This is a genomic window from Rathayibacter sp. VKM Ac-2926, assembly GCF_022815565.1.
Lineage (GTDB): Bacteria > Actinomycetota > Actinomycetes > Actinomycetales > Microbacteriaceae > Rathayibacter > Rathayibacter festucae.
On the sequence record NZ_JALGRS010000014.1, the window covers coordinates 43,127 to 65,209 of the forward strand.

Below are 22,083 nucleotides of genomic sequence, written 5' to 3' on the forward strand. Positions count from 1 at the left end.
GACACCGCCGCGCGTGCTCAGCCGGAGTCCGGGCCGTCGCCGGGGACGAAGCGGTAGCCCATCCCCGATTCGGTGAGCAGGTAGCGGGGGCGAGCCGGCTCGGGCTCGAGCTTCTTCCGCAGCTGGGCGAGGTAGAGGCGGAGGTAGCCGGTGTCCGTGCTGTGGCTCGGTCCCCAGATCTCGTGCAGGAGGGTCTGCCGGGTGACGAGCCGGCCGGGGTTCCGGACGAGCAGCTCCAGCACCCGCCACTCGGTGGGGGTGAGCCGGACCGCGATCGGGCCGTCGCCGGTGCGCCGGGTGACGGCCCGCGCGGTGAGGTCGACGACGTGGTCGCCGAGGGCGACCAGCGAGCCGGTCTCCTGCGTGCCGAGCCGCCGGGTGAGGGCGCGGAGGCGGGCGAGCAGCTCGTCCATCGCGAAGGGCTTGGTGACGTAGTCGTCGGCGCCGGCGTCGAGGGCGTCGATCGTGTCGGCGGCGCCGGTGCGCCCGGAGACGACGAGGATCGGCGCGGTGCTCCAGCCGCGCAGTCCGCGGATCACGTCGAGGCCGTCGAGCCCGGGCAGGCCGAGGTCGAGCACCACGAGGTCGGGACGCCGCTCGGCGGCGAGCGCGAGGGCGCTGGTGCCGTTCTCGGCCGTGACGACCTCGTAGCCGCGGGCGCCGAGGGTGATCCGGAGGGCGCGCAGCAGCTGCGCGTCGTCGTCGGCGAGGAGGACCCTCACCGGTCTCCCTCCCGGGGCGTCGGTGTGGGCGTCGGTGCGGGTGCGGGTGCGGTCGGTGGCGGCGCGAGCGGGAGGGTGACGACCATGGTCAGCCCGCCGCCGGGGGTGTCCTCGGTGTCGAGGGTGCCGCCCATCCCCTCGGTGAAGCCCTTGGACAGGGCGAGGCCGAGGCCGAGGCCGGTGGTGTTGTCGGTGTCGCCGAGGCGCTGGAACGGGACGAAGACGTCGGCCCGGCGCTCGGGGGCGATGCCCGGTCCGTGGTCGGCGACCCGGATCTGGAGCGTGCCGCCGAAGCCGCTGGTCGAGATCCGCACGCGCCGGTCGGGCGGGGAGTGCCGGACGGCGTTGGCGAGCAGGTTCACCACCACGCGCTGGAGCAGCCCCGCGTCGGCGAGCGCCGGCGGCAGGTCGAGGTCGAGATCGAGGTCGAGCTCCGCCGGTCCGAGGCCGAGCTCGTCGATCGCGGGGAGGACGACGTCGGAGGGGTCGACGGGTGCGAGGGAGACAGCGAGCACTCCGGCCTGCAGCCGGGTGACGTCGAGGAGGTTCGTGACGAGGTCCGCGAGGGTGCCGAGGCTCTCGTCGGCGGTGGCGAGCAGCTCCGCGCGGTCCGCGGCGCTCCAGGCGATGTCGGTGGAGCGCAGTCCGCTGATCGCGGCGGTCGCGGCGGCGAGCGGCCGGCGCAGATCGTGGCTGACGGCCGAGAGCAGGGCGCTGCGCACCCGGTCGGTCTCGGCGAGGGGGGCGAGGCCGCTCGCCGTCTCGCTGAGGTCCTCGTGCTCGAGGGCGGCGTCGAGCTGCGCGACGACGACGGAGAGCAGGCGCCGCTCGCCCGCGCCGACGGGGCGGCCGTGCAGCTCGAGGACGGCGGTGCGGCCGACGGGGACGGTCTCGTGCTCGCCGCCCGGCTCGCCATCGGCGCCGACGAGCTCGGAGCCGCGGAGCAGGCGGACGCCGGTCAGCCCGAAGGCCTCGCGGGCGCGCTCGAGGATCGCCTGCAGGGCGTCCTGGCCGCGGATGACGCCGCCGGCGATGGTGGCGAGCAGCTCGGCCTCGGCGCCGGCCCGGCGGGCGGTGCGGGCGCGGCGGGCGGCGCGATCGACGACGGCGCTGACCAGGATCGCGTTGGCGATGTAGAGCAGGAGGGCGAGGGCGTGCAGCGGTTCGTCGACGGTGACGGTGTAGAGCGGGTCGACGAAGAAGAAGTCGAGGGTGAGCCCGGACAGCACGGCGGCGAACAGTGCCGGACCGAGGCCGCCGGCGAGGGCGACCAGGACGACGAGGACCTGGTAGGCGAGGACGTCGCTGGTGATCGACTCGTCGCTCCGGAAGGCGGCGAGCAGCCAGGTGAGCAGCGGCCCGCCGACGAGGGCGAGCAGCAGGCCGAGGACGCGCCGCTTCAGCGTCAGCGCTCCGCCGAGCCGGGGCAGCGCCGGGGAGCGGCCCGCCGAGGCGTGGGTGACGATGTGGACGTCGATCGTCCCGGACTCGCGGATGACCGTCGCGCCGATGCCGGGGCCGGTGAGCGCGGCGGCGAGCCGGCTCCTGCGGCTGACGCCGAGGACGAGCTGGGTGGCGTTGACGGAGCGGGCGAACTCGACGAGGGCGCGGGGCACGTCCTCGCCGACGATCTGGTGGTAGCTGCCGCCGAGGGTGTCGACGAGGGCGCGCTGCTCGGCGAGCACCTCCGGGCGGGCGGCGCGCAGGCCGTCCTGGCTGGTGACGTGCACGGCGAGGAGCTCGCCGCCAGAGGAGCGGGCGGCGATGCGGGCGCCGCGGCGGAGCAGGGTCTCGCCCTCGGGTCCGCCGGTGAGGGTGACGACGACGCGCTCGCGCGCCTCCCAGGTGCTGTCGATGCCGTGCTCGACGCGATAGCCGTTCAGCGCCGAGTCGACCTCGTCGGCCAGCCAGAGCAGCGCGAGCTCGCGCAGCGCCGTGAGGTTGCCGAGCCGGAAGTAGTTGGACAGGGCGGCGTCGATCCGCTCGGACGGGTAGACGCGGCCGGCCGCGAGGCGGTCGCGGAGGGCCTGCGGGGCGAGGTCGACGACCTCGATCTGGTCGGCGCCGCGCAGGATCGCGTCGGGGATCGTCTCGCGCTGCGGGACTCCGGTGATCTGCTGGACGACGTCGTTGAGCGACTCGATGTGCTGGATGTTGACGGTGGAGACGACGTCGATCCCGGCGTCCAGGAGGGTCCGCACGTCCTGCCAGCGCTTCTGGTGGGCCGAGCCGGGCGCGTTGGTGTGCGCGAGCTCGTCGACGAGGGCGATCCCGGGCCGCCGGGCGAGGACGGCGTCGAGGTCCAGCTCGTCGAGCCGCACGCCGCGGTGCTCGAGGGTGGTCCGCGGGACGACCTCGAGCCCGGTGACCATCGCGGCGGTGGCGGCGCGGCCGTGGGTCTCGACGAAGGCGACGACGACGTCGCGGCCCTCGCTCCGCAGGCGCCGGCCCTCCTCGAGCATCTCGTAGGTCTTGCCGACGCCCGGGGCGGCGCCCAGCAGCACCCGGAGCCGCCCCGTCCTCATCGCCGCCTCAGCTCGCCTGCGCCGCGAGGGCGAGGTTGAGCTCGAGGACGTTCACGGTCTCGTCGCCGAGGAACCCGAGGTCGCGTGCCCGGGTGTGCTCGGCGACGAGGGCGCGGACGTCCTCCTCGGTGAGCCCGCGGGCGGCGGCGACGCGGGCCACCTGGATCGCGGCGTAGGCCGGGCTGATCTGCGGGTCCAGACCCGAGGCGGAGGCGGTGAGGGCGTCGGCGGGGACGGCGGCCGGGTCGACGCCGTCGAACGCGGCGATCGCGGCGCGGCGCTCCTCGATCGCGGCGATGAGGTCCTCGTTCTCGGGGCCGAGGTTGGAGCCGCTGGAGGCGCTCGCGTCGTAGCCGTCGCCCGCGGCGGAGGGCCGGGACTGGAACCACTCGGGCAGCGGGTTCCCGTCGGCGTCGGTGAAGGACTGGCCGATGAGGCTGGAGCCGACGGTCTCGCCGTTCTCGGTGAGCAGGGAGCCGTTCGCCTGGCGGGCGAAGGCGAGCTGGCCGAGGCCGGTGATCGCGAGGGGATAGAGGACGCCGAGGGCGACGGTGAGCACGAGGAGGGCGCGGAGGGCGACTCCGTACTGCCGGAGCCCGGTGCGGGGGGTGGTCATGGGGTGGTCTGCTTCCTGGTGAGTCGTGGTGAGGAGTGCTGGGAGTGCTGGGAGTGCTGGGAGTGCTGGGAGCGCCGAGGACTGCGGGGTCCGGCTAGAAGCCGGGGAGGAGGGAGACGACGAGGTCGATCAGCTTGATGCCGACGAACGGCGCGATCACCCCGCCGAGCCCGTAGACGAGGAGGTTGCGGCTGAGGACCTTCGAGGCGCTGAGCGCGTGGTAGGCCACGCCGCGGAGGGCGAGCGGGATCAGGGCGATGATGACGAGCGCGTTGAAGACGATCGCCGAGAGGATCGCCGAGGACGGCGAGTGCAGCTGCATCACGTTCAGCACCGCGAGGCCCGGGAAGACCCCGGTGAACATCGCGGGGATGATCGCGAAGTACTTCGCGATGTCGTTGGCGATCGAGAAGGTGGTGAGCGCTCCGCGGGTGATCAGCAGCTGCTTGCCGATCCGGACGATGTCGATGAGCTTGGTCGGGTCGGAGTCGAGGTCGACCATGTTGCCGGCCTCCTTCGCCGCCGACGTGCCGGTGTTCATCGCGACCCCGACGTCGGCCTGCGCGAGCGCCGGGGCGTCGTTGGTGCCGTCGCCGGTCATCGCGACGAGGTTGCCGCCCTCCTGCTCCCGGCGGATGTACGCGAGCTTCTGCTCCGGTGTGGCCTCGGCGAGATAGTCGTCGACGCCGGCCTCCGCGGCGATCGCCTTCGCGGTGAGCGGGTTGTCGCCGGTGATCATCACCGTGCGGATGCCCATCGCGCGCAGGTCGGCGAAGCGCTCCTTGAGCCCCTCCTTGACGACGTCCTTGAGGTGGACGACGCCGAGGATCCGGCCGGTGCCGCTCGCGTCCTTCACCGCGACGACCAGCGGGGTGCCGCCGCTCTCGGAGACGCGGTGCACCTGCGCCTCGAGCTCCGCGGCGGCGAGCGGGCCGCCGTCCGCGAGCCAGGCGGTGACGGCCGAGCCGGCGCCCTTGCGGATCATCGCGCCGTCGGGGAGGTCGAGGCCGCTCATCCGGGTCTGCGCGGTGAAGGGCACGATCTCGGCGGAGAGGACCTCGCTCGCGAGCGCCTCCTCGCGGATCCCGCGGGCGGCGGCGAGGTCGACGATCGACTTCCCCTCGGGTGTCGGGTCGCTGAGGGAGGAGGACGCGGCGGCGCGGATCAGCTCGTCCTCGCCGGTCCCGCCGACGGGGACGAACTCGGTGGCGCGGCGGTTGCCGTAGGTGATGGTGCCGGTCTTGTCGAGCAGCAGCGTGGTGACGTCGCCGGCGGCCTCGACGGCGCGGCCGGACATCGCGAGCACGTTGCGCTGCACGAGCCGGTCCATCCCGGCGATGCCGATCGCGGAGAGCAGGGCGCCGATGGTGGTCGGGATGAGGCAGACCAGCAGGGCGACCAGCACCGGGACGCTGACGGGGGCGGCGGCGTAGGAGGCGATCGGGTTGAGGGTGAGGGTGACGACGAGGAAGACGATCGAGAGGCTCGCGAGGAGGATGTTCAGCGCGATCTCGTTCGGCGTCTTCTGGCGCGAGGCGCCCTCGACCAGGCCGATCATCCGGTCGACGAAGGTCTCGCCGGGCTTCGAGGTGATCCGCACCACGATGCGGTCGGAGAGCACCCGGGTGCCGCCGGTGACAGCGCTGCGGTCGCCGCCGGACTCGCGGACCACGGGGGCCGACTCGCCGGTGATCGCCGACTCGTCGACCGAGGCGATGCCCCAGACGATGTCGCCGTCGCCGGGGACCAGGTCGCCCGCCTCGACGACGACGTGGTCGCCGAGCTGCAGGTCCGCCGAGGAGACCTCGCGCACCTGGCCGTGGGCCGCGGCGCCGTCGCCGGCGCGGTACTCCAGCAGGCGGCGGGCCATCGTGCTGGTGCGGGTCTGCCGGAGGCTGTCGGCCTGCGCCTTGCCGCGGCCCTCGGCGACCGACTCGGCGAGGTTCGCGAAGACGACGGTCGCCCAGAGCCAGAGCGCGATGCCCCAGGTGAAGGAGCCGGGGACCGGGGAGCCGCCGGACTCCTGCGCGCCGCCGAGGAACGGCTCGGCGATCGCGAGGACCGTGGTCAGCGCGGCGCCGACCTCGACCAGGAACATCACCGGGTTCCGCACCATCAGGCGCGGGTCGAGCTTGCGGAACGCGCCGGGCACCGCGGCGAGGATCTGCTCGGGGCTGAACGCGGAGGCGCCGCGCCGCGGGGTCTTCTCGGGGGTGGGGGAGGCGGCGGGTCGGTCGAGAGTGGCGGTCATGACTGCAGTCCTTCTGCGAGGGGTCCGAGTGCGAGCACGGGGAAGTAGGTGAGGGCGGTCACGACGGCGGTGACGCCCACGAGGAGGCCGACGAACTGCGGCCGGTGGGTGGGGAGCGTGCCCGCGGTCGCCGGTGCGGCGCCCTGCCGGGCGAGCGAGCCGGCGAGGGCGAGCACCATCACGATCGGCAGGAACCGGCCGAGCAGCATCGCGACTCCGAGAGCGGCGTTGAACCACGGCGTGTTCGCGGTGAGCCCGGCGAACGCCGAGCCGTTGTTGTTGGCCGCGGAGGTGAAGGCGTAGAGCACCTCGGAGAGACCGTGCAGGCCGGGGTTCCAGATCGACGTGCTCTCGACGTCCGCCCGCACCGCGGGGATCGCGAAGCTGAGCGCGGTGCCCGCGAGCACCAGGGTCGGCGTGATCAGGATGGAGATGCTGGCGAGCTTGATCTCGAGCGGGCCGAGCTTCTTGCCCAGGTACTCCGGCGTCCGGCCGACGAGCAGCCCGCCGATGAAGACCGCGAGGACCGCGAGCACGAGCATCCCGTAGAGGCCGGAGCCGACGCCGCCGGGGGCGACCTCGCCGAGCATCATGTTCAGCATCGGCAGCATCCCGCCGAGCGCGGTGTAGGAGTCGTGCATCGAGTTGACCGCGCCGGTGGAGGTGAGGGTGCTGGTGGCGCCGAAGAGCGTCGATCCGGCGATCCCGAACCGGGTCTCCTTGCCCTCCATCGCGCCGCCGGCGGCCTGCGGGGCGCCGCCGCTCCCGCCGAGCTCCAGGAGCGTCAGCGCGGTGAGGGAGACGAGGAAGATCGTCGCCATCGCGGCGAGGATCGCGTAGCCCTGCTTCGCGTCGCCGACCATCCGCCCGAAGGTGCGGGGGAGGGAGAAGGGGATCGCCAGCATGAGGACCACCTGCAGCAGGCTGGTCCAGGCGGTGGGGTTCTCGAACGGGTGCGCCGAGTTGGCGTTGAAGAAGCCGCCGCCGTTGGTGCCGAGCATCTTGATCGCCTCCTGCGAGGCGACCGGGCCGCCGGGGATGCTCTGCGTAGCGCCGGTGACCGTGGTGACGTCGGTGAATCCGGTGACGTTCTGGATCACCCCGCCGGCCAGGAGCAGGACCGCGCTCAGCACGGCCAGGGGCAGGAGCAGCCGGAGGAGGCCGCGGGTGAGGTCGACCCAGAAGTTGCCGATCGTGCCGCTGCCGCGCCGGGCGAAGCCGCGGACGAGGGCGATGGCGACGGCGACGCCGACCGCGGCCGAGACGAAGTTCTGCACGGCGAGGCCGATCAGCTGGACGGAGTAGCCCATCGTCACGTCGGGGGAGTACGACTGCCAGTTCGTGTTGGTCACGAACGAGATCGCCGTGTTGAAGGACAGCCCCTCCGGGATCGCCGGGAAGCCGAGCGAGTAGGGCAGGACGGCCTGCGCCCGCTGGATCGCGTAGAGCAGCAGGACGCTGACGAGCGAGAACGCGAGGACGCCGCGCAGGTAGGCCTGCCAGCTCTGCTCGGCGCGGGCGTCCACGCCGATGAGCCGGTAGAAGCCGCGCTCGACGGCGAGGTCCTTCGGCGAGGAGTACAGGTGCGCCATGTAGTCGCCCAGCGGGCGGTGCAGCAGCACGAGGATCAGGGCGGCGGAGGCGACCTGCAGGATCGCGAGGAAGGCGTCCATCAGAAGCGCTCCGGCTTCACGAGGGCGACGACGAGGTAGCCGATCGCGGCGATCGCGAGGACCGCGGCGAGGGTGTCGAGGACGATCACGCCCGGTCCCCTCCCTTCCGCACGTCGCGGGGGTCGGCGACGCCGGCCCGGGGGCTCAGCTTCTCGACCCCCTTGGCGAGGACGCCGAGGAGGGTGAAGACGGCGAGGACGCCGATCACGGAGACGAGGTCGAGCACGGGAGGACTCCATCCGGAGGCGGATCGTGACCGCGGAACCGCGGGCACGTGCCAGAGCTGGCACGAGCACTCACTAGACACCTCCGCGGCCCGCCGTCCGGCGGTGCTCACGGTTCCCATACGGGTCGACGGCAGAACCTCACGGGTTCCCTACGACCGCGGCCCGAGCGCCTGCCGTCGGGAGCCCCGGACGCCGCGTCACTCCGGGACGGCGGCGGCCCTCCTCGCCTTCCGCTCGCGACGGCCGCTCCTGGCGACGCTGACCACCAGCGCGATCGAGAGGCCGATGAGGATGTACTCGACGAGCGCGGTGAACGCGTCGCCGCTGACCTCCGGGGCGGCCGACTGGTCGTCGCCGCCCTGCTGAAGGAAGCGGGCGAAGTCGCCGAGGCCGTGCAGCAGGATCGGCACCCACAGCGTCCCCGTCGCGCGCAGGGCGCCGTAGAAGATCGCGCCGTCCATGGCGAGGAAGGCCACGGCGACCGCGGTCGCGGGCAGCGGGACGCCGTTGAGGAGGTAGCCGGCGACGTGCCCGAGGCCGAACGCGATCGAGGTGATCAGCAGCGCGGCCAGCTCGCCGTGGTGCCCGCGGACGGCGACCCGGAAGAGACCGCGGAAGTAGAGCTCCTCGCCGAAGCCGATCAGCAGGCAGCCGACCAGGTAGACGAGGACCATCGGCAGCGCCCGCTCCGCCCACGGCACGGCGAGCAGGAGCTGCAGGGTCTGGACGGCGAGCACGACGGGGATCGCGAGCAGCCACCAGCGCCGCCGCTCGGTGAACGGCGACGGCGCCGTCCACGCCTCCCGCAGCCAGCCCGCACGCCGCGCGAACAGCAGCCCGATCACGATCAGGACGCCGACGGGCAGCCAGGTCCCGATCACGAAGTCGAGAGTGTCGTCGCCGCCGGCGAGCGGATCGAGCAGGGTGCCGACGCCGGCCGCGATCAGCACGTAGAGGACGGCGGCGGCGAGCCCGACTGGGATCGTGCGCGGGACCGGGCGCTGATCGGTGCTCGCGGTCATGCGAGTGCTCCCTCCGAGACGGCGCTCCGGGTCCGACGGCGCTCGCCGAGTATGAGGACGAGCAGCAGGACCAGCCCCGTCGCGATGACGAGGAAGGTGCTGAGGGCGGGCAGGAGACCGGCGATCGTGCCGGCGGGGTGCGCGCCGTGCAGGAAGAGCGTGGGATCGGTGGAGGCGTGCAGCAGGATCGGCCCGAGCAGGCTGCCGGTCACCCGGAGCGCCAGGTACATCACGATGCCGAAGCCGAAGGTGTAGGCGACCTGGAGCGCGGTGACGGCGACGCCCTGGTCGCTGGTGAAGACGTTGCCGATGTGCAGAGCCGCGAAGATCCCGGCCGAGACCAGCGCGACGCGGATCTCGCCGTGGCCGCGCTTGCGCATCAGGTTCACGACGAAGCCGCGGGTGAGCGTCTCCTCGGCGAAGCCGACGAACAGGCCGGTCAGCAGCCAGGAGGCGATGAGCGCGCCGCCCGCGCCGGCGTAGTCGAGATCGAGCAGGGCGGACACGTTGATCGCGAGGACGACGGCGACCCCGATCCACATCCAGCCGCGACCGCGGATCCGCTGCGGGGCGAACAGCTCGCGCAGCCAGCCGAGGGAGAGCGCGAAGAGCACCAGGAGCACGCTCGCGAGCAGGATCGGCAGCCCGATCGAGAAGAAGACATCGGTCGCCGATCCCTCCTCGCCGCGGAGGGGGCTGCCGGTGTCGCCGACCACGAAGCCGAGGAGGTAGCCGATCAGCTCGTAGAGGCCGTAGTAGACGGCCGCCAGCAGCAGCGCCCGCCAGCCCCCGCCGCGCTCCCAGAACCGCCGCCAGGCCGATGCCGTCCGCTGATCGTCCACGAGTACCCCCCTCGAGCCGGCCCGGTGCGGAGCCGACGGCCCCAGGCTAGCGGCGGGGGAGGCGCCGGCGTCGGTCGTGATCCCCCTCGGGGATCAGGCGGGGGCCGGTCGCCCCGGGAGCGCTCTCAGCCCGTCCGCTCCCCCCGCAGGAGGCGGCTCAGCTCGTCGTCGATCGTGGCCAGCGGGGAGCATCGGGCGATGGCCGCCGCCATCTCGACGGCTCGCGCGCGGTAGGCGGGGTCGCGCAGGACGGCGCGGATCGCCGTGCGCAGCGCCTCGACGGAGGGACGCCCGGTCCGCAGGTCGAGGCCGACGCCGAAGTGCGCGACGCGGGCGGCGACCTCGGGCTTGTCCTCGGCGGCGCCGGCGACCACGAGCGGGACGCCGTGGCGGAGGGCGAGCAGGGTGCCGCCGAAGCCGCCGTTGGTGACCATCACGGAGGTCAGCGGCAGCAGCTGCTCGTAGGGCAGGAACTCCGCGGCGCGGGCGTTCGCCGGCAGCGGGCCGAGGGAGGCGAGCGGCGCGCGGCCGGTGCTGACGACGACGAGCACGTCCTCGTGCGTGAGCGCCTCGAGGGTGGGTCGGACGACCTTCCCGAGGTCGTGGTTGTCGAGCGTGCCCTGGGTGACGTGCACCACCGGGCGGCCGTCGTGGAGGTCGGACCACCAGTCGGGCAGGGCGGCCGGAGAGGGGGTGCTCGGGATCGGTCCGGCGAAGACCACGTTCGCGCTGAGGTCCGAGCGGGGGTACTCGAACTCCGCCGGGCCCAGCTGCACGAAGCGGTCGAACGCCGCGGTGAAGTCCAGGACGAAGGTGCGGAGGGGCACGCCTGCGGACTCCTGGGTCAGCCGCTCCGCGAGCCGCTGGGTCTTCGCGAAGAGCAGGCGGGCCACGAGCAGGTTCAGCGCGCGGTTCCGCAGCCGCCCGAGCGGCGTGGCGGAGGGCGGCAGCGCCGTGTTGAACGGGGCGACGTCGCGGCTGACCTGGACCAGCGGGCCGATGCCGACGCCGAGGATCGGCGGTCGCGAGGCCGGGTCCGCCTCGAGCAGCGGCAGGATCCCGGCGAAGAAGGAGTCGGTCAGGACGGCGTCGATCCGCTCCCGGTCGAGGACCGCCCGGACGGCGCGGTGCTGCTCCGGCAGGGTCGCCACGAAGGTCTGCTCGACCTGGTACCGCGAGAGCGCGAGGCCGCGGTGCCGGTGCAGGTCGGGCAGGAAGCTCGCCTCGTCACGCTCGTCGAAGTCGGCTCGACCGGTCAGCGCCTCGTGGTGCAGGCCGGGGTCGTGCACGCGCTCCTCGAAGGCGGAGCCGGTCAGCACGATGACGTGGTGCCCCCGCTCGGCGAGATGCCTGCCGATGGCGAGCAGCGGTGCGAGGTGACCGTAGAGGGGAGTGCTGCAGAGCAGGATGGTGGCCACGACGGCTCCTCGATCAGGTCGATGCGGGGTGGTGCTCGGGGTCTTCGGGGTGGTGCGCGGGGCTCTCGGCGTGCGGCGGGAGGAGCAGGCGGGTGAGCGCGTCCCCGAGGAACCGCTCGAGCTGCTCGGCGCTCCAGCCGCGGTCGAGGGCGAGCATGTTCCAGAGCTGCGGGCTGGCGAGGGCGTAGAGGATGTCGCCCGCCTGCTCCGGGGTCATGTCGTCGCGCAGCGGACCGCGCACGAGCCGGGCGAACGCCTGCTGGTCGGCGAGGCGGCCGGCGCTCTGCCGGGCCAGGTCCTCGCTGAGGGCGGGGTCGTCCTGCGCGGCGGCGGCCATCACGTTCCAGAGCGGCGCGGCCCGCTGCGCGAGGGCGACGGAGTGGTGCGCGAGCTGCCGCAGCTGCCGCTCGGGATCGGACTCCGCCGCGACCGCCGCGACCCAGTCCTGGTCGGTGACGCCCGCCTCGGAGTCCGCCCCGGTCGTCATCGCCGCCGTGAGCGCGCGGAGCACGTCGGCCTTGCCGCCGATCGCGAGGTAGATGGTCTGCACGGAGGTTCCGGCCGCGCGGGCCAGCTGCGAGATCGTCGTCCCCGCGTAACCCTGGCTGAGGAACAGTCCCGCCGCGGCGTCGAGGATCCGCGCCCGGGTCTGCGCGCGATCGGTGTCGCCGCGCTCGCGCCGCCGACGGGCGTCGTAGGGCCGGGAGGCCGCCTTCTGCTCGTCGCCGCTCATCCCGTCGGACTCGCAACGGCGGGCGCCGGGGAGGTTGCGCCACGGGTGGCGATGAGTGCTGTCATGGAGGCGTTCCCAGGAGTAGAGAGGTGGCGGGTTCGGAGGGAGGCGGATCGCCTGTGGCGCCCCCGCGTCCCTCTGTGTTTCTCACTATAACCTTACTCCAGTGAGATAGGGGGGATCTCGTGGTCAGCGGGAGTCGTTCCCGTCCGCCGCACCCTCGGTGGGGGCCGCCCGGTCATCGACGACGCCGAGCTTCGCGACCGCGCTCGCGAACCCGCGTCGATCCCGGGTGGCGAGCACCCCGACGAGCGCCGCCAGGACGAGCAGCGTCGCGCCAGTGCCGGAACCGGGCAGCGGGGAGGCGAGCGCGGCCGCCCATCCGCCGGATCCCAGCGCCCAGCGGACCAGCCGCTGCCACAGCGCCGGCAGCGTCGAGGGCGTCAGGCGAACGACGGCCTCGCCGATCGTGCGCCCGGTGCGCAGCACGAGCACGAGCTGGATCGCCGGCGCTGCGAACGCGAGGACGCCCAGCACCAGCGGGCTGAGCCCCGCCGGCACGCCCGGCTCGAGGAGCGCGAGGCCGAGCGCGGTCACCGACGCCAGCGCTCCCGACACCAGGGTCAGCACGAGCGCGTCGCAGAGCATCCCGAACAGCCGGCGCCGCAGGGTGACCGGCCGCGGCTGCCCGGTGTCGCGCTCGCCGCGCCGCCCGGTGAGCAGGACGAGCACAGGAGCGAGCGCCGTGCCGAGCAGGGCACCGGCGGTGTTCGCGAGCAGATCGTCGACGTCGAAGAGGCGGTAGGCGCAGGGGAAGAGGAACCAGTCGCCCGTGAGCTGGGTGAACTCGATCAGCAGCGACACCGCCAGCCCGGCGAGACCGCCCGCGGCGACGCCCGCCGCGAGCCGGCCCCGCAGGACCACCTGGCGCACGAGCATCCCGAGCGGCACGAAGAGGATCACGTTGAACACGACCTGCGCCGACGCCCGGTTCGTCACGATCGAGAGCGGTCCGCTCAGCCCGCCCTCCTTCGCGATGTCGGCGAGGAAGGTGAAGGGCCGCAGCTGCGGCGACGACGGGGTGCGGCACAGCGCCTCCACGGTGCTCGCGTCCGGCAGCGGCAGCAGCGTGTAGGTGACGAGCGCCAGCGCGTAGACGACGGTGAGGAAGGCGAGGACCGCCGGCCCGAGCCCCAGCTCGCCCCGCCGCCGGTACTGCAGCGCCGCCCACGGCACCAGGCCGACGATCGCGAGAGCGGATCCGCCGAGCAGGGCGACGACGGCGGGCCAGACGGAGTCCAGGACTCGACCCTAGACAGCAGGCTTCGGGGGAGGAGCCCGTCGCGGGCGGGACGGTCTCGGTCGAGCCGGCGACCGGCGTCGTCAGAGGGGGTGCCGCTGACGGCGTCCGGCAGGAGACGACATCCTCGGCTTCGCCTGCTCCACCCGGAACGTCGGGATTATAGATTGGGCTATAGGAGGTGGTTCCCTTGTCCAGCATTCAGACACCCGACGCCAACACCGTCCGTCATCTTCGAGGTCGTGGCCCCCGTGTGACGGGTGCGATCCAGGCGATGAAGCAGCGACGCCTCGATCGAGCACAGCAGCCCTCGACGGTCTTCCGTCGTCCGGAGGTCGGTGGCGAGCCCCGCCAGGCGTCACAGGCGAATGGCGGTCCAGCGATGGGAGAACCGCGCAAGCCCGGCGTTCTCGACGAGACGCAGGGGGGCGTCGCCGGGACCGATCTCCTCCGCCGTCTGCGGAGCCGACAGGTCGTGACGAGAGTGTCGTACCTGCGGGAGCTGCGCCGGGTGTCGCAGGACACGACGCAGACGCAGCTCGCCCGGCTCATCGGCATCTCCCAGCCCTCGGTCAACAGCGCCTTGAAGTCCGCGGCCGCCGTACCGGACGTGCGCCCCGGATTCTCCGGCGCCACCACGTACGAGATCGCCCAGCGCTACGACGCGGGCGAGCTGACGCGCGAGCAGACCATCGACGAGCTCGGCCGCTGGTCCTACCGGCCCGGCTCGCCCAGCGACGGCTACGACTGGATCACCGGAGACGAGGGGGAGTTCGCGGATGTCGCGCGCGCCCATACCGAGCACCTGATCGACGGGGCGATGTACGAGGAGATCCTGCTCCGCTACAGCGAGCAAGGTCGGTGACGGGGGAGGACTCGTCAGCGATCGCCGCGCATCGCGAGACGGTCCGTGAGTGGAGTCGGGCGGACGGACCGCTGAGCCCTGCCGGTGCGTGCGCGACGGTCAACAACCCCGACTGGTTCATCCGTACCCCTGACGGCAGGCGTCGGCCGTTGCTCGAGCGCAAAGCCCTGCACGATCGTCTCGTCTCCGCTCACCGGAGGGAGTTCCCGGAGGCGCGCGCGGAGCGCAAGGCGATAGTCCTCGCAGGCCCTCCGGGAGCGGGGAAGTCGACCGCGCTCACGGACATCCTCGGCGCCGACAGCGGCGACTGGATCACCGTCGACCCGGACGCGTTCACGTGCGCCCTTCTCAGCGAGGCGATGAAGGACGGCAGCTACCACCGTTCGATCGTCCCGCCCGAAGTCCGCGCCGCCGAGGCGGCGGGGGAGCGGTTCTTCCCGCTCGAGCTGGCCTCCCTCGTTCACGAGGAGTCCACTCAACTCGCGATCCGCGTCCGCAACGACGCGGTGCGAGAGGGGCTGAACGTCGTGATCGACACCGTGCTCTCCTCTCCGGAGAAGGCCGTCGAGCTGGGACAGCGCCTCGGATCCGTGGGCTACAGCGTCGAGGTCATCGACGTGGAGGTGCCCTTCGAGCTGTCGGAGTCGAGGATCGCCGATCGCTGGCAGCAGTCCTATGAACGCGCCCTCGCCGGCGGCGATCAGCTCGGCGGCCGCTGGGTGCCCAGCGAGTACGCCCGCAGCGTCTACGCCGGACCGGACGGCCGCTCCCTACCCGAAGTCGCCGCCGAGCAGCTGGCCCACACCGGACCGACCGTCCTGCGATACCGCCGATACAGCACCCCCGCCGAAGGAGAGCCGCGCACCCTCGACGTCGATAAGTCCCGCACCGCCTTCGGAGAACCGCTGGTCGACACGGCCCTTCTTCAGGAGTGACCGATCGTCACCCGCAGTCTCGCCACCACGGCGATGGCCGAGACCCCTGAGCGCGCTCATCGAGCAGTTGCGGCCAGATCTCCGACGCAAGCGCCGGATCGCGGCGACCGCGGCCGCTGCGCTGACGGCCGCTGCGCCGGCCGTTCGGTGTGGGGTTCCTGCTCGGGCGTCATCAGGCGGAACGCTCGACCGTGCCGCCCGAGCATGGCGGCCTACTGGCTACCTCTCAAGGGAGACGGACCCGAAGGACGGGTAATCGGGGCCTTCGTAGTTCATGGCGGTGAGGGTTCTCATCGCCGGCATGGTGTGCGCTCCGGGTATGGCGATCTCCTGGTCCGGTTGTTCCGGGTCCAGAGGGCCGATGTCGAAGGAGTAGCCGGCAGTGTCGACCCAGGCGCCCGAGCTGTCCTGCTCGAGCGCGCCCTCCTTGAGCTGCAGCCTCAGGTCAGAGGCGTCACCGGTTGAGAATCCGGTGACGGTCGCCCAGGTCGATCCGTCCGCGCGGCGCTCGATCAGGACTGATCCTGTCGTCTCGGTCTGCTGACTGACGAAGTCGCCCCTCAGCGGGAGTTGCTGCTCGAACGCACTGAGCTGAGGGTCGTCGGACGCGTCCGGATCCGGCGAGCCCGCCGGATCCACGCCTGACGATTCGACAGCGACTGTCGACGATTCGTCGCCGGCGGTCTCGTCCGCGGTGCAGCCGGAGAGCACGAGTACGCCGGCGAGAGCCGTGATCGAGAGCGTGATTCCGGTTCTGCTGATCCCCATGGCCCGATCCTGGCATGAGGGCGCCCGCGAGACGAGCCGACGTGAGGTGGCGTCCCGCAAGGGCATCGTCTGGCGGGCGCTGATGGCCCGCTAGTCGCGGACGAGGACGAGAGTCCCGCCGCCTCCGAAGGCGAGGACGCTCACGAGGAAGCCGACCGTCGCAGGGAAGTCGTCGTGATGAATCGTCTGCGGGCCGATGTCATCACCGTCGGCGTCGTAGGTGCAGCTCACCCCCAGGGGCAGGAGCGTCGAATCGCCGGTGACGCGGACGGACTTGTCGGACAGACCGCCCGCCTCCGGGATCGGCCCTCGAAAGCGTCCCTTGGGGGGAACGTCGACCGGTGCGGAGTGGCGAGGCGGTTCTCGCGTCAGCGATCGAGGTCGACCGCCGCGAGCCGGAACACGGCGCAGCGAGGAGCCGCCGCTGCGAAGTCGTCCGGGCCCGCGTTCTCGCCTGCCTCGAAGATGCGGGCGGCCACTTTTCGTCCTTGGCTGTGCTGGTGCCAATACGCGCGGAGGACAGGGGCGCGCTGCTCCTCGGGGAGCTCCGTGAAGGCCACCCTCTCTCGTCGCCGGCCGCGCTGTATCTCGCCCTCGCCCGCCGCGCGGACGTTCTTCACCCACTCCATCCGCCGCCCGGCGACGACGTAGCGGGCGCCCTCGAGAGTGACGATCGAGACGGGCGTGGAACGCGGTTGTCCGCTGACGCGTCCGCGGACGGTGAGGATCCTCGGCGGCCCGGCCGGGACGCCGAGTCGGTTCAGGAGCTTCACCGCAGCGTTGCCGTACTTGAGCAGGGGCGGGAGGTCCGGTCGGTCGTTCATCATGCGTCCTTCGGGCGGGAGTCTGTGTCGTGGGCCTGGACCGCGGTGCCGATCGCGTGGAGCACGCGTCGGGCGGTGTCGACGGCGGCCGGATCGAGCCCTGCGGCGGCGTTCCCCGCCCAGGGCGCGGCGCGGGCGGCGGCGGCGGCGAGCACGGTCTCGCCCTCCGGCGTCAGGGTGACGAGCTGCGCGCGCCGGTGGTGCGGGTTGGGCTGGAAGGCCACGAAGCCGTCGCGTTCGAGGTCGTTCACGATTCGCTGGACGTTCTGCCGGGAGACGTCGAGGTCGCGGGCGAGCCACGCGACCGGCCGCGGCGCACCTGCGGCGAGGGCTCCGAGGATCTGCCAGCGCGCCGAGGTCAACCCGAGATCCGCGACGAGGCGGTCCCCGGACGCGGACAGCACGTTGCTCAGGTGGAAGACGCTGAGCACCAGATCCTGGAAGGGCGGGTCGTGCTCAGTGAGCTGCGGAGGGTGCATCCGACCACGGTATGTCATCATGCTGTCAAAACGTCACGTTAGTGACGGTATGGGAGGCTGCCCGCCCATCCCGTATGGGGATCGTCCACCGGTACATGGAGATGCGCCACCGAGCGCCGCGAGAATCTGTGCATCGCGGCACTGCGTGGCGGTGTTCTAGCGCCAGTTCGTGTCGCACCCACATGAAGGGCTGTCGTCGTTGTAGATGACGCGGGCGACGCCGGCGACGGTGCTCGTGCACTTCTGCAGTGCGTCGCCGGTCGGCTGGGCGCGGGTGTCGAAGAGCAGCGGACGAATGCGCAAGGGCTCTCGAGGTCGTCGTCGAACCGGTTCACTGGCGGGATGGATGGTCTTCCTCTTCTCGTGCTCGTCGTGATCTTCCTCGCCGCTGCGGCCGTGGTCTGGGTGGCAGGGATCCAGCTCTCGAAGGCGACGGATGTGCTGGACGCGCGCCTCCACCTCGGCAGCGCTCTGGGCGGGCTGATCGTCCTCGCTGTGGCCACGAACCTGCCGGAGATCGCGATCACCGTGTCCGCGGCGCTCTCGGGGAACCTCGACGTGGCCGTCGGCAACATCCTCGGCGGGATCGCTCTGCAGACGGTCGTGCTCGTCGTGCTCGACGTCTTCGGCAAGCGGGGGAAGGGCGTGAAGCCGCTCACCTACCGCGCGGCGTCGCTGACGCTCGTGCTCGAGGGCCTGGTGGTCGTCGCGGTGCTCACCGTGGTCGTCGCCGGCAGTCAGCTGCCCTCCGGTCTGGAGGTGCTGCGCCTGACACCCGATGTGGTGCTGATCGCAGCGCTGTGGGTGGTGGGCCTGCTGCTCGTGCAGCGAGCCGGCCACCACCTCCCGTGGCACGAGGACGGTCGCGCGCCCGACGCGACACCGCCCCGCTCCAGCGACACGAAGAAGCAGTCGATGAGCACCCGGAAGGCGGCGATCGTCTTCTCCGTCTCGGCCCTCGCGACTCTGATCGCCGGCGTCGTCCTCGAGCGCACGGGCGACGCCGCGTCCTCGCAGCTCGGCCTGTCGGGAGTCCTGTTCGGAGCAACGGTCCTCGCGCTGGCCACCTCCCTTCCCGAGATCTCGACCGGACTGCAGGCGATCAAGCAGGGTGACGACAACCTCGCCATCAGCGACATCTTCGGCGGGAACGCATTCCTGCCCGTCCTCTTCCTGGTTGCGACCGTCCTCTCCGGGAATGCGGTCCTCCCGCAGGCCGGCTCGTCGGACATCTACCTCACGGCGCTCGCCGCGCTGCTGACCCTCGTCTACGTCGTCGGCCTGATCTTCCGACCCTCGCGCCGCATCGCCGGCATGGGGGTGGACTCGTTGATCGTCCTGGTCCTCTACGCCGTCGGGATCGGCGGGCTCTTCGCGATCACCGCGGCATGAATCAGTTCGGTAGGGGGCGTCGACCGGTCCCTGATTCGGCGCGGGTCGGACCTGTGTGATCAGAGCGGGAGCGTGCGGTCCTCGATCACGTTCTTCATCACGAGGGTGGAGGTGAGGAGCTGCACGCCCGGGAGGGCGGCGAGCTGGTCGTCGTAGAACTGCTGGAAGGCGGGGAGGTCGCGGGCGGCGACGCGGAGGAGGTAGTCGGGCTTCCCGAAGAGGCGCTGCGCGTCGAGGATGTTCGGCTGGTCGCTGACGGCGCTCTCGAAGGCGCGCAGGGTGTCGCGGTCGCTGGAGCGCATCGTGACGAAGATGAGGGCCTGGAAGCCGAGGCCGAGGGCGGCGTGATCGAGCCGGGCGCGGTATCCGGTGATGACGCCGGCCTGCTCGAGCGCGCGGACGCGGCGGTGGCAGGGGGAGACGCTCAGCGTCACTCGCGCAGCGAGGTCGGTGAGCGAGATCCGCCCGTTCGCCTGCAGCTCGGCAAGGATCTTCCTGTCCACGGCGTCCATGTCGATGATTCTTCCCGATCGGGGTGTATCCCAGGCAGTATTCGCAAGCACTTCGCGCCGGATCCTCCCTACTCTTGCGTGCTGACGGCGCGGATCACGGCCGGGATGGAGCGTCGATCGTGCCGGTGGAGACTGTCGGAGCGTTCTGGCTGGTGTCGATCGCTCTGGCGATCACCCCGGGTGCGGACTGGGCGTTCGCGATCGCGGCGGGCCTGCGCGGGCGCGTCGTCCCGGCTGCTGTCGCCGGTCTGCTGCTCGGGCATGCTCTGCATGCCGCGATCGTCGCCGCGGGAGTCGGCGCGCTGCTCGCCGCTCTCCCGGGCGCGCTGACGGTCCTGACGATCGCCGGTGCCGGCTACCTGCTGTGGCTGGGTGTCGGGACGCTGCGCCGTCCGCCGGTGCCGCGGGCGGACGGCGAGCTCGCGCCGGATCGGCGGAGCCGGTGGCTGCTGCGCGGATTCGGGATCAGCGGCCTGAATCCGAAGGTGTTCCTGCTCTTCCTCGCGCTGCTGCCGCAGTTCACGAGGCCCGACGCGCCGCTGCCGCTGGTCGTGCAGATCGTGCTCCTCGCGGCGCTGCACATCGCGACCTGCGCTGTCGTCTATCTCGGCGTCGGCTTCGGCGCTCGAGCCGTTCTCTCCACTCGGCCGGCGGCGGCCCGGGTCGTCTCGCGGGTGTCGGGAGCGGCGATGATCGGCATCGGCCTGTTCCTGCTCGTCGAGCAGATCGCGCACCTCACCACCTCCCTCACCTGACCCACGAAGAACTCCCGATGCCTGAACAGCCCGCCCCCTACGCCGCCATTCCCGAGCCGGCCGCGCCCCGGCCGCGCGTGCGGATCCCGCACCTGCAGGCGATGAAGGAGCGCGGCGAGAAGTGGGCGATGCTGACCGCCTACGACATGTACACGGCCGCGATCTCCGACGACGCCGGGATCCCGGTGCTCCTGGTGGGGGTCTCCGCGTCGAACAACGTGCTGGGGAACGAGACGTCGCTGCCGATCACGGTGGACGAGCTGCTGCCCCTCGTGCGCGCGGTCGCCCGCGCGGCGACGCGCTCGCTCGTGCTCGCGGACCTGCCGTTCGGGTCGTACCAGGGCTCGCCGGAGCAGGCGTTCCACACCGCGGTGCGGTTCCTGAAGGAGGGCGGCGCGCACGCGGTGAAGCTCGAGGGCGGGATCGAGACGGTCCCGCAGGTCGAGAAGCTCGTCTCCTCCGGCATCCCCGTCATGGCGCACATCGGCTTCACCCCGCAGTCCGAGCACGTCCTCGGCGGCTACCGCGTCCAGGGTCGCGGCGGAGACGCCGAGCGCCTGATCGCCGTCGCGCGCGCGTTCGAGGCCGCCGGCGCGTTCGCGCTGCTGGTCGAGATGGTCCCCGGCGAGGTCGTCGCGGCGATCACCCGGGCCGTCTCCCTCCCGGTCGTCGGGATCGGCGCCGGCGTCGAGTGCGACGCGCAGGTCCTGGTCTGGCAGGACATGGCGGGACTGCGCACCGGGCGCCTCCCGCGCTTCGTCAAGCAGTACGCCGACCTGCACGGCGCCCTGCACACCGCCGCCCGCGACTTCGCGGCGGACGTCGCCGCGAGCACCTTCCCCGCCGACGAGCACACCTTCTGAGGACGACACCGTGACGCACCGATCCAACGACCTCGCCCTCGACGCTCGCATCCGACGCAGCTTCGACCGGCAGGGACTCATGCACCACCTCGGCGCCGAGCTGACCGGCGTCCGTCCCGTCGGGCAGCAGACCCTGATGCGAGTAGGGACGACACTGTCCCGTGAGGGGGCGGATACCCGGACGTCGCCGTGAATCAGGACGCATGAGGCACGGCCTCGCGCGGGAGGGGTGTCGCGGCGACGCTGCGGAGGATGTCGAGGGCGTCGGCCGACGCGCTGCCGGGGTCGGTGAGGTAGACGGCCAGGTGCAGGCCGGCGGCGGACGGGACGGGGAGCGACTCGTAGGCGACGGTCATCTCTCCGACGTCGGGGTGGTGGAGGCGCTTGGTGCCGGAGGTGTGGGTGCGGACGGTGTGCCCTCCCCACCAGGTGCGGAACTCGTCGCTGCGGGTGGACCTCACCCCGGACGAGGTCACCGCACTCGAGGAGCACTACCGGGTGCGCCCCGCGGGCGGCTTCTGAGCACCTGCTCCACCACCACGATGAAGCGGCCCGACGGCGCGCATGTGCCCGGGCCGCTTCGGCTGCGCGACCCGCGGGACCGGAGCATCGCCAGGGGATCACGGAGCCGCGACGTCTCCGTGTCTCCGTGTCTCCGCCCGTTCGTCGTCAGTCGCCCTGGAGCGGGAAGACGTCCCCGCTGAACGGGGAGAGGTCGAGCCACAGGCACCGGTAGCTGCGCTCGGCGAAGAGCCAGCGGCCGTCGCGGCGGACGAGGCGGTCGGTCCAGATGCCGTTGGTGCGGTAGTAGCGCTCGGGGCCGCGGGCGAACTCCTGGCAGAGGGACTCGGAGTGCGCCTCGTCGCCGTCGATGTCGATCGGCCCCTGAGTCGTGAACTGCAGGAAGTAGTCGTTGCCCTGCCAGAGCCGGTCGAGCATCTCGACGCAGGCGTCCGGCCCGGTCGCCTCCTGCGCGAAGGGCTCGCCGATGCGCCAGGTGCCCTCCTCCGCCCAGAGCGCGCGGAACGCGGGGGTGTCGTGCTTGGTGCACGCCAGGCCGAACCGCGCGACGAGGTTTCGGATCTCGGTGTCGGACGCCGGGTCCATGGCGGGGGCGGGGTCGGTCATAGGGTGCTCCTCGATCGGTCGTGGCAGCGGCCTCGTCGAGCCGCCCGGGTGCGGAGCCGGTCCGCGGTCCGGCCGGCGGGTGAGTTTCCGGACTCAGAGAACAGCGATCGCGGACGCCCGGCAAGAGCGGATCGGATGCTTGACAGCGAGCGCTCCGACTCGACGGGGTCCTCCACGAGGACGGTTCACCACCGTTCCGAGGGCTCTCACGCTAGGAAGGGACCATGCCGTCC

The 22,083-nt window shown here is 72.3% G+C and carries 26 protein-coding genes; 6 read left to right on the top strand and 20 right to left on the bottom strand.

Annotated features, from left to right (window positions below; translation table 11 throughout):
• Window positions 1-17: 17 nt before the first annotated feature.
• From MT351_RS16990 to MT351_RS17045, 12 genes are all read right to left on the bottom strand, one after another.
• Entirely contained in the window at window positions 18-722 is a 705-nt protein-coding gene (locus MT351_RS16990) for a response regulator (protein ID WP_243582759.1), read from the bottom strand.
• The gene (locus MT351_RS16995; protein ID WP_243582760.1) at window positions 719-3,247 is read right to left on the bottom strand and encodes an ATP-binding protein; all 2,529 of its coding nucleotides are present in this window, start codon (window positions 3,245-3,247) and stop codon (window positions 719-721) included. Before MT351_RS16995 ends, MT351_RS16990 begins: the two co-directional genes overlap by 4 nt.
• 7 nt (window positions 3,248-3,254) lie before the next feature.
• On the bottom strand, window positions 3,255-3,863 hold the full coding sequence (kdpC, locus tag MT351_RS17000; RefSeq protein ID WP_243582761.1) for a potassium-transporting ATPase subunit KdpC: 609 nt from the start codon (window positions 3,861-3,863) through the stop codon (window positions 3,255-3,257).
• Window positions 3,864-3,957: 94 nt separating this feature from the next.
• Window positions 3,958-6,114: a potassium-transporting ATPase subunit KdpB gene (kdpB, locus tag MT351_RS17005; RefSeq protein ID WP_243582762.1), complete on the bottom strand. Its 2,157-nt coding sequence runs from the start codon at window positions 6,112-6,114 to the stop codon at window positions 3,958-3,960.
• Window positions 6,111-7,787, bottom strand: a complete 1,677-nt coding sequence (gene kdpA, locus MT351_RS17010) for a potassium-transporting ATPase subunit KdpA (RefSeq protein ID WP_243582763.1) — start codon at window positions 7,785-7,787, stop codon at window positions 6,111-6,113. The genes kdpB and kdpA overlap by 4 nt, the downstream gene beginning before the upstream one ends.
• On the bottom strand, window positions 7,787-7,876 hold the full coding sequence (locus MT351_RS17015) for a potassium-transporting ATPase subunit F (protein WP_123446358.1): 90 nt from the start codon (window positions 7,874-7,876) through the stop codon (window positions 7,787-7,789). Before MT351_RS17015 ends, kdpA begins: the two co-directional genes overlap by 1 nt.
• Window positions 7,873-8,013: a hypothetical protein gene (locus MT351_RS17020; RefSeq protein ID WP_243582764.1), complete on the bottom strand. Its 141-nt coding sequence runs from the start codon at window positions 8,011-8,013 to the stop codon at window positions 7,873-7,875. Before MT351_RS17020 ends, MT351_RS17015 begins: the two co-directional genes overlap by 4 nt.
• A gap of 198 nt (window positions 8,014-8,211) precedes the next feature.
• Window positions 8,212-9,036, bottom strand: coding sequence for a CPBP family intramembrane glutamic endopeptidase (locus MT351_RS17025; RefSeq protein ID WP_243582765.1), 825 nt, complete (start codon window positions 9,034-9,036; stop codon window positions 8,212-8,214).
• Window positions 9,033-9,878: a CPBP family intramembrane glutamic endopeptidase gene (locus tag MT351_RS20385; RefSeq protein WP_243582766.1), complete on the bottom strand. Its 846-nt coding sequence runs from the start codon at window positions 9,876-9,878 to the stop codon at window positions 9,033-9,035. The genes MT351_RS17025 and MT351_RS20385 overlap by 4 nt, the downstream gene beginning before the upstream one ends.
• A 125-nt stretch (window positions 9,879-10,003) precedes the next feature.
• Window positions 10,004-11,296, bottom strand: a complete 1,293-nt coding sequence (locus MT351_RS17035) for a glycosyltransferase (protein WP_243582767.1) — start codon at window positions 11,294-11,296, stop codon at window positions 10,004-10,006.
• A 13-nt stretch (window positions 11,297-11,309) separates the two neighbouring features.
• On the bottom strand, window positions 11,310-12,029 hold the full coding sequence (locus tag MT351_RS17040) for a TetR/AcrR family transcriptional regulator (protein WP_243582768.1): 720 nt from the start codon (window positions 12,027-12,029) through the stop codon (window positions 11,310-11,312).
• Window positions 12,030-12,218: 189 nt separating this feature from the next.
• Window positions 12,219-13,265, bottom strand: a complete 1,047-nt coding sequence (locus MT351_RS17045) for a VanZ family protein (RefSeq protein WP_243582769.1) — start codon at window positions 13,263-13,265, stop codon at window positions 12,219-12,221.
• 245 nt (window positions 13,266-13,510) lie between these two features.
• Between MT351_RS17045 and MT351_RS17050 the strand changes: the two genes are divergently transcribed.
• Together MT351_RS17050 and MT351_RS17055 are read left to right on the top strand one after the other, a co-directional pair.
• Window positions 13,511-14,194 carry a hypothetical protein gene (locus tag MT351_RS17050; RefSeq protein WP_243582770.1) on the top strand — a complete coding sequence of 228 codons (684 nt, stop codon included), beginning with the start codon at window positions 13,511-13,513 and terminating at the stop codon, window positions 14,192-14,194.
• Between the two features lie 149 nt (window positions 14,195-14,343).
• A complete protein-coding gene (locus MT351_RS17055; protein WP_243582771.1) occupies window positions 14,344-15,129 on the top strand; it encodes a zeta toxin family protein in 786 nt (261 codons plus the stop codon).
• A 219-nt stretch (window positions 15,130-15,348) separates the two neighbouring features.
• Here the strand turns inward: MT351_RS17055 and MT351_RS17060 are convergent, their stop codons facing one another.
• The 5 genes from MT351_RS17060 to MT351_RS17080 all read right to left on the bottom strand — a co-directional run bounded on the left by MT351_RS17060 (window position 15,349) and on the right by MT351_RS17080 (window position 17,503).
• Complete coding sequence (locus tag MT351_RS17060; RefSeq protein ID WP_243582772.1) at window positions 15,349-15,897, bottom strand: hypothetical protein; 549 nt, start codon at window positions 15,895-15,897, stop codon at window positions 15,349-15,351.
• Between the two features lie 90 nt (window positions 15,898-15,987).
• Window positions 15,988-16,128 (bottom strand): hypothetical protein, encoded by a 141-nt coding sequence (locus MT351_RS17065; RefSeq protein ID WP_243582773.1) that lies wholly within the window; start codon window positions 16,126-16,128, stop codon window positions 15,988-15,990.
• A gap of 137 nt (window positions 16,129-16,265) precedes the next feature.
• On the bottom strand, window positions 16,266-16,721 hold the full coding sequence (locus tag MT351_RS17070; protein WP_123735708.1) for a nitroreductase family deazaflavin-dependent oxidoreductase: 456 nt from the start codon (window positions 16,719-16,721) through the stop codon (window positions 16,266-16,268).
• On the bottom strand, window positions 16,721-17,200 hold the full coding sequence (locus MT351_RS17075; RefSeq protein ID WP_243582774.1) for a MarR family winged helix-turn-helix transcriptional regulator: 480 nt from the start codon (window positions 17,198-17,200) through the stop codon (window positions 16,721-16,723). Before MT351_RS17075 ends, MT351_RS17070 begins: the two co-directional genes overlap by 1 nt.
• Window positions 17,201-17,356: 156 nt before the next feature.
• A complete protein-coding gene (locus MT351_RS17080) occupies window positions 17,357-17,503 on the bottom strand; it encodes a hypothetical protein (protein WP_185020130.1) in 147 nt (48 codons plus the stop codon).
• Between the two features lie 39 nt (window positions 17,504-17,542).
• Here MT351_RS17080 and MT351_RS17085 point away from each other — a divergent pair, with 39 nt between their 5' ends.
• Window positions 17,543-18,592 (top strand): sodium:calcium antiporter, encoded by a 1,050-nt coding sequence (locus tag MT351_RS17085; protein ID WP_243582775.1) that lies wholly within the window; start codon window positions 17,543-17,545, stop codon window positions 18,590-18,592.
• Between the two features lie 59 nt (window positions 18,593-18,651).
• Here MT351_RS17085 and MT351_RS17090 read toward each other — a convergent pair whose 3' ends face one another.
• On the bottom strand, window positions 18,652-19,104 hold the full coding sequence (locus tag MT351_RS17090) for an Lrp/AsnC family transcriptional regulator (RefSeq protein ID WP_243582776.1): 453 nt from the start codon (window positions 19,102-19,104) through the stop codon (window positions 18,652-18,654).
• Between the two features lie 119 nt (window positions 19,105-19,223).
• On the opposite strand from MT351_RS17090, the gene MT351_RS17095 reads away from it, so the two are divergent.
• The 3 genes from MT351_RS17095 to MT351_RS17105 are packed head-to-tail and all read left to right on the top strand — an operon-like array spanning window position 19,224 to window position 20,915.
• Window positions 19,224-19,859 carry a LysE family translocator gene (locus MT351_RS17095; RefSeq protein ID WP_243582777.1) on the top strand — a complete coding sequence of 212 codons (636 nt, stop codon included), beginning with the start codon at window positions 19,224-19,226 and terminating at the stop codon, window positions 19,857-19,859.
• 17 nt (window positions 19,860-19,876) lie between these two features.
• Window positions 19,877-20,722 carry a 3-methyl-2-oxobutanoate hydroxymethyltransferase gene (gene panB / locus MT351_RS17100; RefSeq protein WP_243582783.1) on the top strand — a complete coding sequence of 282 codons (846 nt, stop codon included), beginning with the start codon at window positions 19,877-19,879 and terminating at the stop codon, window positions 20,720-20,722.
• Window positions 20,723-20,732: 10 nt separating this feature from the next.
• Window positions 20,733-20,915 (top strand): hypothetical protein, encoded by a 183-nt coding sequence (locus MT351_RS17105; protein ID WP_123735702.1) that lies wholly within the window; start codon window positions 20,733-20,735, stop codon window positions 20,913-20,915.
• Window position 20,916: 1 nt separating this feature from the next.
• On the opposite strand, the gene MT351_RS17110 is transcribed toward MT351_RS17105, so the two are convergent.
• Window positions 20,917-21,183: a hypothetical protein gene (locus MT351_RS17110; protein ID WP_132436165.1), complete on the bottom strand. Its 267-nt coding sequence runs from the start codon at window positions 21,181-21,183 to the stop codon at window positions 20,917-20,919.
• A gap of 208 nt (window positions 21,184-21,391) precedes the next feature.
• Window positions 21,392-21,850 carry a nuclear transport factor 2 family protein gene (locus tag MT351_RS17115; RefSeq protein ID WP_123735700.1) on the bottom strand — a complete coding sequence of 153 codons (459 nt, stop codon included), beginning with the start codon at window positions 21,848-21,850 and terminating at the stop codon, window positions 21,392-21,394.
• Window positions 21,851-22,083 lie beyond the last annotated feature (233 nt).